This window comes from Geotalea uraniireducens, from assembly GCF_027943965.1.
In the GTDB taxonomy this organism is placed as follows: Bacteria; Desulfobacterota; Desulfuromonadia; order Geobacterales; family Geobacteraceae; genus Geobacter; species Geobacter uraniireducens.
Genome location: NZ_AP027151.1, coordinates 503136 through 518636, shown reverse-complemented (window position 1 = coordinate 518636; position 15501 = coordinate 503136). Strand labels below are relative to the sequence as shown.

Annotated in this window: 11 protein-coding genes; 5 read left to right on the top strand and 6 right to left on the bottom strand. The window is 56.7% G+C overall.

From position 1 onward, the window contains the following. Positions 1-55: 55 nt before the first annotated feature. The 5 genes from QMN23_RS02410 (at position 56) to QMN23_RS02390 (ending at position 2037) form a co-directional block, all read left to right on the top strand. The gene (locus QMN23_RS02410) at positions 56-604 is read left to right on the top strand and encodes a hypothetical protein (protein WP_282001551.1); all 549 of its coding nucleotides are present in this window, start codon (positions 56-58) and stop codon (positions 602-604) included. Between the two features lie 22 nt (positions 605-626). Next, positions 627-1022, top strand: coding sequence for a TSCPD domain-containing protein (locus QMN23_RS02405; RefSeq protein WP_282001549.1), 396 nt, complete (start codon positions 627-629; stop codon positions 1020-1022). 23 nt (positions 1023-1045) lie between these two features. Then, positions 1046-1318, top strand: coding sequence for a hypothetical protein (locus tag QMN23_RS02400; RefSeq protein ID WP_282001548.1), 273 nt, complete (start codon positions 1046-1048; stop codon positions 1316-1318). Positions 1319-1487: 169 nt separating this feature from the next. Further along, the gene (locus QMN23_RS02395) at positions 1488-1643 is read left to right on the top strand and encodes a hypothetical protein (protein ID WP_282001547.1); all 156 of its coding nucleotides are present in this window, start codon (positions 1488-1490) and stop codon (positions 1641-1643) included. Between the two features lie 118 nt (positions 1644-1761). Beyond that, entirely contained in the window at positions 1762-2037 is a 276-nt protein-coding gene (locus QMN23_RS02390; protein WP_282001546.1) for an integration host factor subunit alpha, read from the top strand. A gap of 29 nt (positions 2038-2066) precedes the next feature. Here the strand turns inward: QMN23_RS02390 and QMN23_RS02385 are convergent, their stop codons facing one another. The 6 genes from QMN23_RS02385 to QMN23_RS02360 form a co-directional block, all read right to left on the bottom strand. Continuing rightward, entirely contained in the window at positions 2067-3452 is a 1386-nt protein-coding gene (locus tag QMN23_RS02385) for a hypothetical protein (protein ID WP_282001544.1), read from the bottom strand. A gap of 114 nt (positions 3453-3566) precedes the next feature. Then, positions 3567-6689: a DEAD/DEAH box helicase gene (locus tag QMN23_RS02380; RefSeq protein WP_282001543.1), complete on the bottom strand. Its 3123-nt coding sequence runs from the start codon at positions 6687-6689 to the stop codon at positions 3567-3569. Next, the gene (locus QMN23_RS02375; protein ID WP_282001542.1) at positions 6679-7527 is read right to left on the bottom strand and encodes a Hachiman antiphage defense system protein HamA; all 849 of its coding nucleotides are present in this window, start codon (positions 7525-7527) and stop codon (positions 6679-6681) included. The genes QMN23_RS02380 and QMN23_RS02375 overlap by 11 nt, the downstream gene beginning before the upstream one ends. 19 nt (positions 7528-7546) lie before the next feature. Next, positions 7547-8737: a 5-methylcytosine-specific restriction endonuclease system specificity protein McrC gene (gene mcrC / locus QMN23_RS02370; RefSeq protein WP_282001541.1), complete on the bottom strand. Its 1191-nt coding sequence runs from the start codon at positions 8735-8737 to the stop codon at positions 7547-7549. A 2-nt stretch (positions 8738-8739) separates the two neighbouring features. After that, positions 8740-10947 (bottom strand): McrB family protein, encoded by a 2208-nt coding sequence (locus QMN23_RS02365; protein WP_282001540.1) that lies wholly within the window; start codon positions 10945-10947, stop codon positions 8740-8742. A gap of 100 nt (positions 10948-11047) precedes the next feature. Further along, the gene (locus QMN23_RS02360; protein ID WP_282001539.1) at positions 11048-15454 is read right to left on the bottom strand and encodes a DEAD/DEAH box helicase; all 4407 of its coding nucleotides are present in this window, start codon (positions 15452-15454) and stop codon (positions 11048-11050) included. Positions 15455-15501: the final 47 nt, after the last annotated feature.

Genomic DNA, 15501 nt, shown 5'->3' with positions numbered 1-15501 from the left:
GGAACCTTTCCCCTTGGGGGAGTTCTGCCCTCTCACACAGAAAAGGAGACAGAACATGGCAAGAAACCTTCTGCAGGAACTGATAGAAACCTTTCCTCAGGCCGATCCTGCAAGCGAGTTCCATGGCGAGGAGATCAACGGCTGCGAAGCCGTCAATTTCATATCCGAGTTCATCCCGGATGTCAGGGAACACCTCGATAGCGAGGGGAACCGTGAGAGCGAAGCACTCGCGGTTCTAAAGGCATGCTGGAAATTTATTGAGAACGTGACTGACGAGTACCCGGAGCGGACCGACAAGTTTTTCGACCTGCGCGAGCGGGTGCGAAACGTCCTGTCGGATCGGCGCCATGAACCACCGACCGTAGCCGTCATCCTCGAAGGGGGCCTGGTGCAGTGCATCGTTTCCGACCGTCCGAATGACATCCAGTCGATGAACCTCATGGTCCTCGACTATGACACGGAAGGAGCGGACGAGGAGGAACTGCTGCAGGTGCCCCAAAAGGACGGCTCCATCTCGACGGCAACCGGTCGCTACGTGGGTTTCGATTACGCGGAGATCGGCCTTGCCGCCGTCATGGATCAACTGGACACGAGAGGATGGTAGGTCAAGGAAAAGGAGGATTGAGATGAGTCCCAAAACACCACGCCCGGCCGCCGCGCCGGGATACACGATTCAACGTCGGTCGCACTGCGGCAAGATTTTCGTGACCGTGACGACAATGGAAGGGAAACCGTTCGAGGTTTTCATCCGCTTCGGCAAGGCCGGCGGCTGCGGCTCGGCAATGGCCGACGGCATCGCCCGGCTTGTCTCCTACGGACTTCGCTCCGGGCTGGAGGCCCATGATGCTGTCAAGGCATTGGCCGGGATCTCCTGCCACCAGGGGCCGAAGACCTGCCTCAACGAGGTGGCATGCGCGATCAGGCTGGTGTTGCAGCACCTGGAAACAGGCGCTGACCTCAACGGCATTATCGAAGATGAGGAGTTTGCTGAAGCGAACGGCTTGGAGGTTGTCTCCACATGAAAACATCACAGAGGAGTATGGGTATGAAAGAAACGCGTCTGATTCTTATGGTACTGGCGACGATCCTTGGCGGCTGCAGCCACAGCCAGTGGGCCAGTGTCGAGCTTGCTACCAAGGGGGCTTCCTGGTTGAACCCCGTCGCTACGGTGGTCCACATGACTGCCAGCACCGGCAGGGCCCTGTCCGATCCTCAAGAGGAGCTGCGGGAAAAGGTGCAGCAACGCGAAGAGGAGCAGAAAAAGGAACCACCCTTGGAAAAGTCGCGGCCGGGTCCGCCTGAGACCGTGACGAAGTAGCCGGTTGAATGGTGGCATAGTCCACCCTTCAGATAAAGGGGAGCGGTGCTTCATGCACCCTCCCCAGGCCTCTTCCCCAGCTCAAGAGGGTTCCTCGGAGCCTCCGTCAACACGGTGGTTGCGGGGAGCCCTCTTGGGCGCCAATCACAGAGATAAGGGGGAGAGGACCATGACAGTCAAGGCAAGGATAAACGGCAGGGAGTATTCGCTTTCGTGGGAGGAATTCGAGAAGGCAGTGCTGAGGAACGATGTTACCAGCGGCCAGATCGAGGTCGTTTCCATTTTCACGGGAATGAGACCCTGCAAGAGTCTTCAGGTTGGATGAAGCCCATCCGGCCTGGATAGAGGCGGCCCTCGTGGCCGCCTTTTCTTATTAATGCCTGGAAATCATTCGTGAATTGTGGTACTTACAGATTTCACATCAATGCGATGAAAGGTCCGAGATGACGAAAGCCGATTTAGTCGACAAGATTCAAGAAAAGCTTTCATGTAATAAGAAAGAAGCCGTTGAGTTGGTTGAACTCACCTTGGATATTCTCAAGGATGCCATTGCGACCGAAGGGCATGTGAAGATAAGCGGTTTCGGGAATTTTGTTGTTCGCCAGAAGGCCGACCGAAATGGAAGGAATCCGCAGACCGGGGAGACCATCACCATCACATCACGGAAGGTTCTGACGTTCAAGCCGAGCGTATTGTTGAAAAATCGTATCAATCAATAAGTGTGGATGCAGAATAATTGGGCCTAACATTACTCCGGCTGCCAGGCGCAACCTACCCAGTGCTCTTCGTAACGCTTCACAAAGTCTTTCATCTCGCGAATGTTGACCCCAGGTTCGCGGCAGGCCCGGGCGCAGGTAGAAACGACATCCCGGTAGAACTCCGGAGCGACATGCCTGATACCGTCATAATTCATAAGCAATTCCGGAAGGCGCTCCGTGATTTTTGCTCCGCGAGGTGCCATCACAATACTCGGAGGCTCGCCATACGTGTTGATCAACACGTATCGCCAGCTTGGGTCTGCGGCTCCTAGGCGAGGGACAATCTCACAAGGACATGCATCTCCGCCTTTGGAAATGGATTCATAGACTTCTTTGAGGGCCGAGGGTTTGTTGGCCATCAGGACATAAGGCCCGGCCCCTACGTACCCCCCCATGCTCTCGTCGTATTCGATGCCGAGCAAGTCTTCCAGGTCAAAACGCGCATGCCGGTCAAGGGGGGCTTTTCCTGAGGTGAACCACTGAAGTTCCCGCAGAGTGGCCCCTGCACACTTGGCAATCTCTGCAGGCGGATTGGGCCAGCACGCCACGAGGTTCTTGGCGATTTCGGCTGCGTTGTCATAGTCACTGTCGGCCCAGAAATCATCATCCTCAACGATATCCTCCGGTGCCTTCTCTCCTGGCAGCAGCCAGGTCCTGCCATCAAGCCCGTCGAGGCTGAAATAACGGGGCTGATCGGGCGGCAGGGAAGATTCCCAGGATGAAAGCCATGAACCGGGTTCCCAGTCCAGTCCTACGGTCAATGTTGGCTCCGGCCTTAGTGCTGGTAAGGCCAGCCATTGCTGGATTCTTTCTTCCACCTCGCGACTGTTCACGCCTCTTTGACCACCCCTGACATGAAAATCGTGGTCATATTGAGCGTCCCGGCAAAGCGCCTGGATGGACCCGGTAAGAGCCTGGTCTTTTCTGTCGTGCTTTCCCAGCAGCCACTTGCTGGAGTCCTGTGCTGAGCGCAGGGAAGCAGGAAGGGATTTCTCCTTGGCATCGGCGACCTCGACCTGGACTCCGATTTTTGCCATTTCCCCTACCAGTTCAGGGCTGGCTGTCGCTAGGTGGCGGTTGACCCGAAGGATGTCGGGGCGGCCACGCAAGCCTCCGGCGTTACGCCACGCATCCAGGAGAACATCCCGGAAGGCCTTGGGCTGCACGGCTGGAGTGAAGGTCATCCACCGAATGGGTAACCCGGCAACGGTCAATCCATAGAGTATGAGCGGGCTGAGCCCGTATCGCTCTGCATCCTTGATCTTGATCGGGTCCCGCACTGATACAATGCCATGCTCCGGATGGTGAAAAAGGAACTTGGCTATCGCAACGTAGAAATGATGCTCTCTTGGTGATGGCTGCGTCTGCTGATTCATGCCCCCTCCTGGGGAAATACGAGCTTTCCCCGAGAACTATCGTAGGCTCCCCGCTCTACCAACAACCGGGCCAACAGCAGGTCGCGAGATAGTTCGGATCGATGATCTGGATTTCTACTGCAGGAGTTCATTCATTAGCTTCTGGAAATATCTTGGGTATTTCTTCATCACCGCCTTGGCTCCGCCCCGGTCTTGTTTCAGTGCCTTCACGAGATCCTTCTTCTGAGTCGCTGCCAGGTTCAAGGATGCGGCAAGGTCCTGAGAGATGACACGGTCCGAAAAGCCAAGCTCGTAAAGGGCAATGGCGGTTTCCGTGGGCAGACCATATTTCAGGCGCTTTTGAAAAAGCTGCAGACGATTGATCAGCTCTCCGGTGCCATCTTGGTCGAGTGTTTCGAAGAATTCACACACAGCGCCTACTACAAGCGCACCGTCATAAGCGAGCGTCCCTTCGCAGACGTCGACGGCATGATCGATCTTGAACTCCCTCCGGCGGGTGCCCCATATCATCTTGGCTTTTCGCTTACGGATGATTTTCAGGAGGTCGCTGAAGGGCTTTCCACTGATCCATCCATGCGCGATTTCTTTAAGCACCTCCGGTTTATCGAACTTGGTGAATACGCCACCGTTGATATGCCGGGTAAGCAATGGCCAGACAAGATCGAGCGCTTCTGTTTCATCAACAATCGAAAGCAGGCTGTCAGCGTTGGACTGAACCCATCCCTCAATGGTTTGGGCATCCTGAATACCGTAAAGCGTCCTGCCGTAGATTCTACGGCGAGTTGCATCGGTGATGTTTGCGGAGATGTTCCCAGCGACAAGCTGAAACAACTCGCGGATATGCTCCTTTTTCTGCTCATCAGTCAGGAAAAAAGCAAGCGTCCCTTCGGCCAAGCGGGTCACATCGGCTTCCGAAAGACCATCCTCAGATTCATCCCAATGGGATAATAGGAAGCTCTCGACGGCACAGATGAGGCTGATTCTCCAGGCGACTTGCCGCTCGACACCGTCTCGTGAGAATCCTTTGTCTCCATGTCGTGCGGCTATCCCGGCAGCCAGTTTGGTAACGTCATCAGGATCGTTGATATAAGCCTTGGCAAAATCCAAAGCCTCCATGGTGATGGTGTATTTCTCGTCATCACTCTTGATGGGGTCGAAGATCGATAGAAGATTGCTGATGCATGGCTCAGAATTGCGCGGCTCCAGAAGTTCTTTCACCTGATCCCAGCGCCATTTATCGTTGCGAGCCTTTCGCTTGTCATAGATCACCGGATCTGCAAACAGGATGCTGCCTTCGGTATGCATCCCGGCGCGACCCGCTCGGCCAATGAGGTTGTGGAAATCGCGAACCTTTATACGTTCCATGCCTTGGTAGACACTGGTCACGATGAGGTATCGAATGGGAAGGTTTACACCCTGCGCCAAGGTGGATGTGCAAACAACGAATCTCACAAGGTCGTCGCGCATGGCATGCTCCACCGCCAGCCGGATACCATGCGGCGTATTGCCATGATGGGAAAAAATGCCGTGCGCCGAACTCTGGGACGCCGGTGCGTCAGCACCGAGATTCTTGACGTGCAGATGTGTCAGCCGCTCAACTTCCTGAGCGTCAGAAAAATCTGACGGTAATACCACGGGTGCGCCGCGCTCGATAATATCGACGGCCTTTTCGCAGACGCTGGCCGCTGTCGACTTCCTTCCGCAGAAAACAGCGATACTGCCATTCGGGACCAATTTCAGACCAAGGTATAGTGCGATAGCCTGCCCGTCAGTCTTTTCAGGAAAAAAGCGGTCCGTCCTTTCCCGCTTCTTCCTCCCAAGATTGAATCTCTCAATCACCCTCGGAACGAAAAACTCGTTTTGTTCGGCATCACGGCTGTCGACGTATTCGATTCTTCCCAACTGATCGAGCCAGCTCGCGAACCCGACCGACCTGAAAGTCGGAATCAGGGTTGTGCCTTCGACGACATTAGGCTCGCCGTTCAGCCATTCTCCGACGGCTTCGGCGTTGCTGATGACCGCTGAGATCAGCACCTTCTGGGCACCTTTGGGAATCATGGAGCGCAGCGATGTTAGGAGCAGTTCGTATGTAATGCCTCGGGTGCCGCTGTCGAACTGGTGGCCTTCATCAAAGACCAGCAGGCCAACGTGGGCAGCCAGCTCCGGAGCGTGCCGGAGGACGTAGAGCAGCTTCTCTGGGGTTACAACCAGGATCTGTTGGTGTCCAAGGAGTTCGGCAATCTCGAAGTCGGTCTGTAGGGCATCGGATAATTCATCCACCTTGGTGGGGTCGTTGTGGAATGCCTCGACGAGGCTGTTCTTGATCTCATGGCACAGCGCCCTGAAAGGGGCGATGATGATGGCCAATGCTACGCGGTCAGTCAGAAACGCGCTTCGAAGGATCAGCTCCGTTGCCTTGGTTTTGCCAGCGCTGGTGGGCATTTGAACGATGGCAGACTTGCCTTTGAGAACATCAGCCTTGCCCAAGAGGTGTTGAGCGGGCCAGAGTTCCTTGATGAACGAATCCTTTTGCAGCGCGTGGAGCCATTTGTTGCGAGGCAGGCCTGAATATGATGGCAAAGCCTTCCAGGCGGAATTTTCGAGCTTTTTCCTCAGAACAGCAGTGATCACATCACCAAATAGAAGCTGCCTGGGTGTGCCATATTCATAGACGGCATCCCTCAGCTCCGTGGCCAAATCAAGAAGATTGTCTTCGCCATTCCCATCCTCGAAAAACTGGAGAATCCATTTTGAAATACCGTCGATGAATCCGCCGAATGGTCCCTCAGCTCCATCAAAATAGGTTCCCAGATCGGCCTGCAACAACCAGAGCAACAGGTCTTCCAAACCATCGCCATACAGATCCGGGCAGTCGCCATCGATGCGCTTCGCCAATACCGACGCGCTTCCAGGAAGATCGCACAGGTAATAGGAGGCGGAGCCAAGAAGCACAAGGTATGGATCAAGTGTCTCGTTCAGCTTTGATTGGAGGTAGGAATCAAAAAAGCGGGCAGAAAAAAGTAGATTGGTTTTCAGCTCCGAGAGGGAGCCGGGATCTGGCTCCTCCCGGTTGATAGCGGCGGCAAGGTCGCCCAGTAAACCAATCGATATGGTGAAGAGCTTGGCCGGATCTTGCGTGATTTTGATGTGATGCTCTTCCGGAACACCGTACTCGAGCATCTTTGCCTTTGACCTGGTGACGCCAAGCAGGAGTTGGGATTTCTTTTCAGGCCTCATCCGCAGCCCTCCTGTAGAGCTCGTTGACAAGGTCCATCATACTGGGTCCCTTAATAACCAAGAGGGCAAGACTGTCACCATTAGGATGTGGAAAGTACTCCTTGTATTTTGCGGATTTGGGGATTTTTCTGCAGTCTGCCGAAGCCAATTCTTCGGCATCGAAACACTCATCAGAAATGATAGTCGCAGCGCCGTAGGTTTCCTTATAAGGCATATCTACGGGGCTTTGAAATCTCTCGATCCTTTGAGCTTGTTCGATGGCCCCTTTTTCATAGAGCTTTTGCTTGATAAAGTTCAGCGATTCATCGATTCGAATGTGATCTTTGGCTGAATCGTTGATAGCATCCTGTAGGCGGTTGATCTTAGAGGTGGAGAACTTTGTCTTGGATTCAAAGACAAACAACACGTCCTTGGTGGAGGCTTCGCCGTCTTTTTTGTGAAATCGGAAACCAATTACATCGCTGCCCTTGGGCGATTCATCTCGAACAACCTTCGATGACCACCGCACCCTGGGCACCCAGTAACCGAGAAGCCATTGAAGGTAATCGGAAACCAGTATTTCCCCAAAATCTCCTGCTCGGATTCCTGGGCCGAGTTTGGATGTTCTGCATGGGAACTTGATATTCGTCAGATAATCCGGTCGCGGACGTTTGCCCCGGAGGAAATCGATCTCAGTATCCAGGCAATAGTGATTCCGGAAGTGTTTCGCCCAGGCGGAGAGCACTGCCTCGTCGTTCTCATGACGGAACTCCCAGACTTCGACCTCCTTGCCGTCGGCGGTCGTCAGTCGTTCGCCGGTGTCAACGAGCCATTTTGTATGATCTGAAGTCCAGGGCATTTACAATCCGTTTCCAAGGTTACATATCTTTTTTCTCAATCCGAGCAGCATTGAGGTGATTACATTCATGGCCATACGAATTCTCGCGTTGCCGATGCCATTCCAGAACCTGTAAAAGCTGGTCTCGAATTTCCTTTGCCGTCGCTCCCAGATCAACGGTGGCAAATCGAATTTCATGGTTCTGGATCACGACGGCCTCGTTAACCATATCACCCACCGAAGGATGAAGGAGCAGACCCGAGGCGTTTTCAGCGAGGAGATCCCCATTACCTTCCTGGGACCTCAAATAGGCGTAAATCTGATAGACGTATCCGCTGCGCAGTGTTTCTTCCCGATACCAGCCACGTGTCACAACGGAGTTGAACTTCGTGTCAATGACAATACGGCGTCCCGCGTCGGAGTGGTCGAGGATGATGTCGGTTCGCATCGAGGGGAGGATCTTGTCCATGCCCAGACTCTTGCTTTCAATCTGCCAGCCAATTGTTTTGCCCGCATCGACGCGCCATCCTCTATTGGAAAGCACGACATCATAGAAACCGGCGATCCCTTTTTCGTAAAGCTTCCGAATCCAGGTAATTTCTCTATCCGGCAACGACAATTGCTTTGCGCCTGCAGCCTCTGTAGGTAGGGCAAGATTGAAGGCCAGATGGGCCGCAGCAACCATCGGTTGATCATCTGCATCGTGCCTCCCGAAGCGGTCGATGGAGACCTCGCCACGATTCGGACGCTCCCCGGTTACGCCCATGCGTCTCAAGCTTACCGCCAACGACCGACATCGGTGTGCCAGCCCCCCACGGAGAACGATTTTGGATATTTCCTCCAGGGCCGTCCGTACATAGCGGTTTCGGGCTGTATTGATGGTCAACTCATGGAATCGGCAAGCAACCTTTCCACGATCCAGTAATCGATGCCTCTCAGTGTTCAGTAGGTCGATGCGTCCGCGCACGCGGCCAAGAACAGCCTCACGCGATTGGTAGCCATAACTCAAGTTGCGCTGAATACGACGCTCGACGCGACGGCAAAGCATTTCTGCGACCAGGTCTGGGATGTCATAAGGGTTATCCTCTACGGCGACCTTTGCCTTTTCGAGATCCCTGAACAAATCCGATGCGTACAGCATAAGCAGCCAAAGGTTGCGCACCGGGATGCGGCCTATTCGGCCAATCCCTTCATGGGCGTCTGATATCAAGTTGGCTGCAGCAAGTGTCACGATCAGAATCCTTCCAGCAAGCGTTCTCTCGCCTTCTGGGATTTCTCGAGCGCATCGAACCAGTATTCATCGAGCAACGGACCGATCTCGGTATCAACCACCTGACGGAACCATTCCCGGGCATCACTGATGGGAATACCGAACGGCGGTGTGACATAGCTGTGCCCCACTCGGAACTGAGGCCCGAGACCGGTGTCGGCTGAAATGTCGCTGTTTAGGGCAATGAGACGCTTCTCGATTTCGACAAGGATTTCTGAATCAATACCGCACTGGGATTGAACCCAATCGTGCCAGGGCTTTCCGAGCGTGGGTTCCAGATCAATGAAGGCAAAACGGCGACGCAATGCCAGATCGACCAAGGCGAGGGAGCGGTCGGCAATATTCATCGTGCCGATGACATAAAGGTTGTCCGGAATGAAAACACGCTCGCCATCTGACCGTTTGTATGAAAGCTCCAGGGCCTCATTTGGCGTTCTCTTGTCTACCTCGAGGAGCGTCAGCATCTCGCCGAAAATCTGTGCGGGATTCCCACGATTAATCTCTTCAATGACGACGATATGCCTTGACGTTGGATCTTTCGCGGCGGCCTTCATCATCTCCACAAAAGGCCCATCCACCAGCGTGAGTTTGCCATCTCCCACCGGCCGCCAACCACGAATAAAATCCTCGTAGGAAAGGTTCGGGTGAAACTGCACCGCTCGGACTTTGCTGTCGTCGCGTTGCCCCATCAAAGCGAAAGCCAATCGCTTGGCAAGCCAGGTCTTTCCCGTGCCTGGCGGCCCCTGAAGAATCAGGTTTTTTTTGGTCCGAAGGCGCTCGAGAATTTTTTCGAGTTTTTCCCGGGCGATGAAACATCCATCCGTCAGAATGTCATCGACGGAGTACGGTTCGATGGGTGCAGCCGTGACCTCTGCCTCGGGTGTGGCATCCGCTTCGTCATCCTGCGAATCAGGGTCTGTGGCATTCGGGTGGGCAGATGTCCCACTATCCTTGAAAAGCCAGGCGGCAAGTGACAGCTCCGGGAATGAGTGGACGGGATACGCATCCTCCTGGAAACGAGCCTCAAGGGTGTCCAGCACCGCCAGATAATCAGTGGCATTGCAGCGGCCCTTGGGGCCGTTCATGCCAACCTGAATGTTGAGCTTCTTGCTGATGTAACGCTGGGACTGACCATCAAGGGTCGGGAAATTCCAAGGACGAATCCAGTACAGCCCCATGGTAAGGTTCCACCCCACACCATAGCGCTGCGTCGCGTTGTCGTAGGCTGAGACAAATGCCGACCGCGCCTCCGCGTCATCCGATTCCGCAAAAGCAATTGCCTGGGCAAAGGCTTCCCAGAGGGTGTCAATGTCATCTGGTTGGCGTTTGTTGTCGAAACCGAAAAACCATGACTTCTGATTATTGAGAATTGGAATCCCTTCAAAGGAGTCCGGAACAGGCTCAGACACTCCAAGCAGACTGGCAAGTTCGCTTGCAATAGCTTTGCGATTTGCATCGGTGATCCCCCGGTTGAATATGCCCATGGCCGTAAATGGGCAGATGTCCTTCAGGGGGCCAGAGGAACCATCCGCGAATTGATCCTGCAGGTTGGAGAGGCCATCCACCTTAGAGGCAATAACGTGGATTCCAGCAATCAGCTCATCTCGCCTATTCCGAAAGGTAAGGAGTTTGTCAGCTACCGCCTCGTAAAAGCGAGTCCAGTTGAAACGGCGCTTGTCGACAGCGCTATCACCGAATCGTTCACGCCAGTAAGGAGCATTGCGGAACCGGTTGATGTCTTGCGCCTTTTCCTCGAATGTGAATCCGATTAAAGCATCTGTGGTCCAGTCGCCAGGCAAGACCCGCCAGACCGTGCTTCGATTGGTGTAGAAGTACCACTCACGCGGAGGATCGAAAGGTTTCCAGTCAACCTTCAAGGTGCGGCCGTCACCGAGATTCTCTTTTACCGTGCCAATGGCTTTGATCGCCATGACGGAAACGGTTTGGCCTCGGTTATCAAAGGGGAGATCGTGCTTCCGCGTATAGGACGACTTGATCGCAATGCGGTCCCCCACCTGGATAGACTTCACTGCGTCGAGGTATTTGTCCTGATAACCATTTCCCCAAATGCCTTCCTGCAGAAAACGGGGGGTCTGATCATCAGTTCCGCCGTATGTGGCTCCGACAAACCAACAGGCTCTGGCTCCGGCTCCTTCAGGTTTAGGATTCATCTTGTCTACTCTCCTTCAATCTCATATGGTCCCCTCAATTTGCATCTTATGGTAGACGGAGCACCATTCGGCCTTGGAGATGTCCGCTCAACCAGATCGGTCATTGTCTCCATTTGAATACCCCATCAACCTGGAGGATGCCGTTCGCCGTAACATAACCGAGAGTCATGGGTCGGAAATCGTTACAGAAGGATTCGACATATGCCTTCAGCAGGCGACTCTGACGGAGAGTGTCCAATTCGTCGGAGAGATGGTTCACCACCTCTTGCGTCACCAAGGTAATCAGCTTTGCTCTGGCGCGGGAAGCCACGACGTTGAAGCGGTTGAGGCTCATGAGGAACTCGTCTTCCTCTGCAATCTGATCAGGATCTCCCAGCGTGTAGGACGCTATGATCACGTCTCTCTGCTGGCCCTGGAATCTCTCGACGGTGTCGACAGCGTCGCGGATCGCATCTGCAACGGCTCCAGAGGCGCCAAATATCTGATGCAGCCGTGATACGATGGCCGCCTGCTGCGCGCGGTGAGGCGTCACGACGCCAAGTGCCTTTTGCCAGAACTCGGTGGTCGAGTAAGGAGTTGATGACGGCGGTCGAACCCCGCCCGTGAGCGGGTCGACCTCACCGGAGAGTGCAGACGCTACACGACCATGGAGAAGCGTCGCCAACGCCACCACTGCATCGGCCTCGAACTCGTTTTGCTGGCTGCTCCGTCCGTCCTCGTAGACGAAGCAAGTGGCGGGCTGGTCTGGATCGAGGAGTTGGGTCCATTCGGGAGTCCAATGGAGCGTGATGGGCCAGTTCCCAGGCTGGCTGACAGGTAGCGGAGAGGTCAGCTCAAGGCGCAGGTTCGGCGAGCGGCTCGTCAGTGCGGTCCGGTAGCCCGCCTCTCGGGCGAAGGCCACCAGCGTGTCGTTCGAGCGGTAGTTCACGTCGAGTGCGCACTCGACGACCCCGTAGCGCGAACGCCAGTACTCGTAGATGGAGCCCACCATGTCCTCGAGCCCGGCCGGCGGTTCGGCCTTGTGGATCGGCGGCAACTGCAGGTGGTCGCCAGCGAGCACGATGGATCCGTTAGCGGCGATCGCGCAGAACGGAAGAACCGAGTGTGCGACGTCCATCTGCGAAGCCTCGTCGACCAAGATGAGGTCGAATCGCTCATCACAGGCACTGCCCTGGTTGCTCGTGAGGAGGTTGTACACCTGCTCGGGAGTCCCTCCCACCAAAACGCAGCGGGTGGGACGCTCCAACTCGCCCTTCAACCCCATGAGCACCGGGGAAGGGTTGCCCCGGTCAATCTCGACATCAGTGAGCTGCGGAGTGTTGGTCGAAGGCTCCTGGAAACGAGAGCGCACCCGGAATCGGTCGCACTGCCCCGGAAGCAGCGCTTCGATGTCTCCAGCAGCGTCCGCGAGCACGTTGTCGATTGCCGTGTAGGTCGAAGCAGTGAGCAGCACTCGTATCGTCTGCCCGCGTGCCTGCGCATCCAGGATTGCGCCGACGATCACGGCGCGCACAGTGAGGCTCTTGCCGGTGCCGGGAGGCCCCCAGATGAGGCTCGCCCGGTGGGTGAGCGCATGCTGCCACGCGTGGACCTGCGATGGGTTCAGCGAGCGGCCCGCCGACTGGAGGTAGGCGACGAGTCGCGCCTGGATCGCTGCGGGTGCCTGCGTCGTCGTCGCGCCACTCATCGCGGTGGCGTTCCACAGGAAGTCCGCAGGAGGGCGATGTGCCGTGCGCCTCGGGCCGCGACATCCGGCTTGTCCGGTCGCGGCCACCGCCCTCGCGTTGGCGCGCTGCGCAGCCAGGGGCGGATTCGCCAGCACCTGGAGCGCGCCGCTTCCATTGCTCGCCGAGAGCTTCCGGGTGAAGAAATCGGTGTTCGTCGGATCCAGCGTGACGTCTGCAGCGAACGACGCGACCCCGTGCCGCTCGATTGAGTCGAGGATTCCTGGCATCCCGTCCTTGGGGGCCAGAGCGACAAGACCACGATTCCGGTCGAGCGCGATCACCGTCACGGCAGTAATCGCCTCCATTGTGGCTCTCCAGAACCGGTTCCCGAGTTGCTGCTGGAGCTGCGTGTCGAGAGGAGTCCCCCGAACCATCCTCGAGATCTTCCGATCGAGGAACGCCTGATCGGCCGCAGGGCTCAGCGCAAAGGAGAAGTCTCCTGGCTTGGCTTTCAGGTCGACCGAGTCAGCCGAGAGCTCATACACGCGCAGCCCCGGACGGGTTGAGACGTTCAGCTGCTGAAGCGCCTGAGTCGCGGCCGTTCCGGTCAATCGCTGGGTCAGGAGCGCACTCCGAAATCGCGCCACCCGCTCGTGGACGGGCATCGCTCGCACCTGCTGCACATCAAGGTCGTCGAGCGCGGCGTTCAGGCGGGCGAAGTTGTACCAGAGCTGCCCATCCGCGCTGACACGTGACTGCCGCTGCGGTGGCTCGATGCGAATGACCGGTGCCGACTGAATGAGTACGGTACGGAGTTCGTGCTCCAACCGCTTCGCCACCGTTTCAAGCGCCCGTAGCCGAAGCGTAACGGTGTCCTGGTAGCGCGTGAGCTGTGTCTGCCAGTGGTTCGGAGTCGTAACCTTAGACCAGATCTCGTGGGCCCGCTCGGAAGGGATCTGGTCGCTCAGAGGCGTTGTGAAGAGTGGGTGCGGATTGAAGGTCGCGACGTTCGGAGGGAGCCCCGACTCGTGGAAATGACGAGCCACCTGAAGCAGGCTATAGTAGTGCTCGACGGGCGCCGCGACGAGACCTCGGACCACGTCTCGAACGATGGTCAGAGGTGAGCGACGCGTAACCATGTCGGGGTTTTCGAGTAGGTCCTCTGGCGGGAACAGCCACGCAAGGTAGGAGATGTTCTGGTTCGCGAGGATATGGTCCAGGTGGCGACCCACTACCCTGGTCAGGTGCTCATACTGCAGGGTGTCCCAGATGTAGATCTGGATCTTGGTGCGGTAGTCGTCCTGCTGGGATCGCGTCAGTCCGGCCAACTGAGGGCGGGACAGATTCTGAGTGTCCTGCTGCTGGCACCAGGTCAGGATGTCATGGATCCTCTGAAGGAAAGCTAGGAGCTCTCGTTGCTCCGCTTGGATGTCGCGATCAGTGACGATGGTTGCCGTCGCCTGCCACGTCTGCATCGAATGCGGCTGGGTGAGCGGGGATTGGATGGCGCGAGGCTCTCGCCAGAAACCCTTGAGTCCGAACGCTACCGTGATCGCGCTGCCGATATCGAAGTCGACCGAGATATAGAGTCTGAGGTCGGTCCACTTCGGCATGCTGGCCGAGGTACCGCTCTGCTGAGCGACGGTCGCGATCCGTGACTGGAGTGCAGCTGCCCTCGCCGAGACCACGGTCCTGGTTGCTCTCAGGGCCTGGTGTGTGTCGAACACCGCGTCCTGCGGCAAGCGCTGGGCAAGTGCCTGGACTTGTTGGACGCCCCCGCGAACAAGGCTCAGCCTGGCACCCTGGGTGACGAAGGCAACACGGCTCAGGTGGTCGGTGGTGGCCGCTGTCGGAAGGCAATGAAGCGCGTGGGGCGCCACAGGAGGCTGGGCGTTCTGGCCCCGGTTCTCACCGAGGTACTCACAGAACGAGCACCTGTTGTCGACGTGCCAGTCCAGACTCTGCCAGTGAGATCCAAGCGCATTTGGGACGTCTACGGAGAAGAACCTCCGCACGCGAAAGGCGAACACCTCGAGCGGAACGGGCTCGAGGTCCTCCTGCATAGCGTCCCAAAGCTGCGCCAGGGTCGGCTGAACACCTGCGGTCAAAATCTCGTTGTAGGTGACCATGAGCCGGGAGGCGTCATGCGAACCAGGCCAGATAGCTGCGTCTGGTACCACAACGAACTCGTGGTCGAGTTGGTTGTCGACCAGCCAGGCAGCGAGGGCCATGCTGTAGTACGTGACCTCCGCGAAGTAGCCCGGCGATGGCTCCGCGGTCATCTTGATGTCGATCACCCGCAGCTGAACTCGCGCATCATTGGGTGGGAGATCGTGGGGAGTTCCATCGGGAGACAGGTACCTCGAGAAGGTCCCAGGAGGGAGGGCGACGATGATGTCCGGGCGCAGATGGGCGAATTCGAGTTGGTGAGCTGCGCGAAACGGGGAAAGCCCGAGCGCTTGCTCCAGTTCACCGCCTTGAGGAGCGGGGTCGAACTCCGTCTCGACGAGGAAACGGACGGGGCTCGCCGCCCGCAATCGGGTTGCATCCAAGGTGACCGTCCGGTACCGCGTCTGCCCCTGCTGGTTCTGGTAGGGCACGCCTACGACCGATCCAGTCGGGAAGGTGCGGGTCAGGTCGTGGAGTTTCTCGGCCTGCCACTCGTCACCCGCCTCCTGGATCTGCCGGAGACCAGGGCGAGGCGACTGGGGGTACGGCATGCCCTCGGCATTGCGCTCGGCACCAAACCGCACGTTGTCGGGCCGGAGATTTAGCGCGAGTTGGCGCGCGCATCCCGAGCGAATGTACTGCGCTAGCGCCTGCTTATTTATCTGGGGCATCGAATACCTCCCGAAAATATGAAGATCATGTAGCCGTCGCGCTCAAA

What these genes read in the sequence shown, in the direction of transcription:
- QMN23_RS02410 (WP_282001551.1), top strand. Translation starts at nt 56, where the DNA reads ATGGCAAGAAACCTTCTGCAGGAACTGATAGAAACCTTTCCTCAGGCC.
- QMN23_RS02405 (WP_282001549.1), top strand. Translation starts at nt 627, where the DNA reads ATGAGTCCCAAAACACCACGCCCGGCCGCCGCGCCGGGATACACGATT.
- QMN23_RS02400 (WP_282001548.1), top strand. Translation starts at nt 1,046, where the DNA reads ATGAAAGAAACGCGTCTGATTCTTATGGTACTGGCGACGATCCTTGGC.
- QMN23_RS02395 (WP_282001547.1), top strand. Translation starts at nt 1,488, where the DNA reads ATGACAGTCAAGGCAAGGATAAACGGCAGGGAGTATTCGCTTTCGTGG.
- QMN23_RS02390 (WP_282001546.1), top strand. Translation starts at nt 1,762, where the DNA reads ATGACGAAAGCCGATTTAGTCGACAAGATTCAAGAAAAGCTTTCATGT.
- QMN23_RS02385 (WP_282001544.1), bottom strand. Translation starts at nt 3,452, where the DNA reads ATGAATCAGCAGACGCAGCCATCACCAAGAGAGCATCATTTCTACGTT.
- QMN23_RS02380 (WP_282001543.1), bottom strand. Translation starts at nt 6,689, where the DNA reads ATGAGGCCTGAAAAGAAATCCCAACTCCTGCTTGGCGTCACCAGGTCA.
- QMN23_RS02375 (WP_282001542.1), bottom strand. Translation starts at nt 7,527, where the DNA reads ATGCCCTGGACTTCAGATCATACAAAATGGCTCGTTGACACCGGCGAA.
- QMN23_RS02365 (WP_282001540.1), bottom strand. Translation starts at nt 10,947, where the DNA reads ATGAATCCTAAACCTGAAGGAGCCGGAGCCAGAGCCTGTTGGTTTGTC.
- QMN23_RS02360 (WP_282001539.1), bottom strand. Translation starts at nt 15,454, where the DNA reads ATGCCCCAGATAAATAAGCAGGCGCTAGCGCAGTACATTCGCTCGGGA.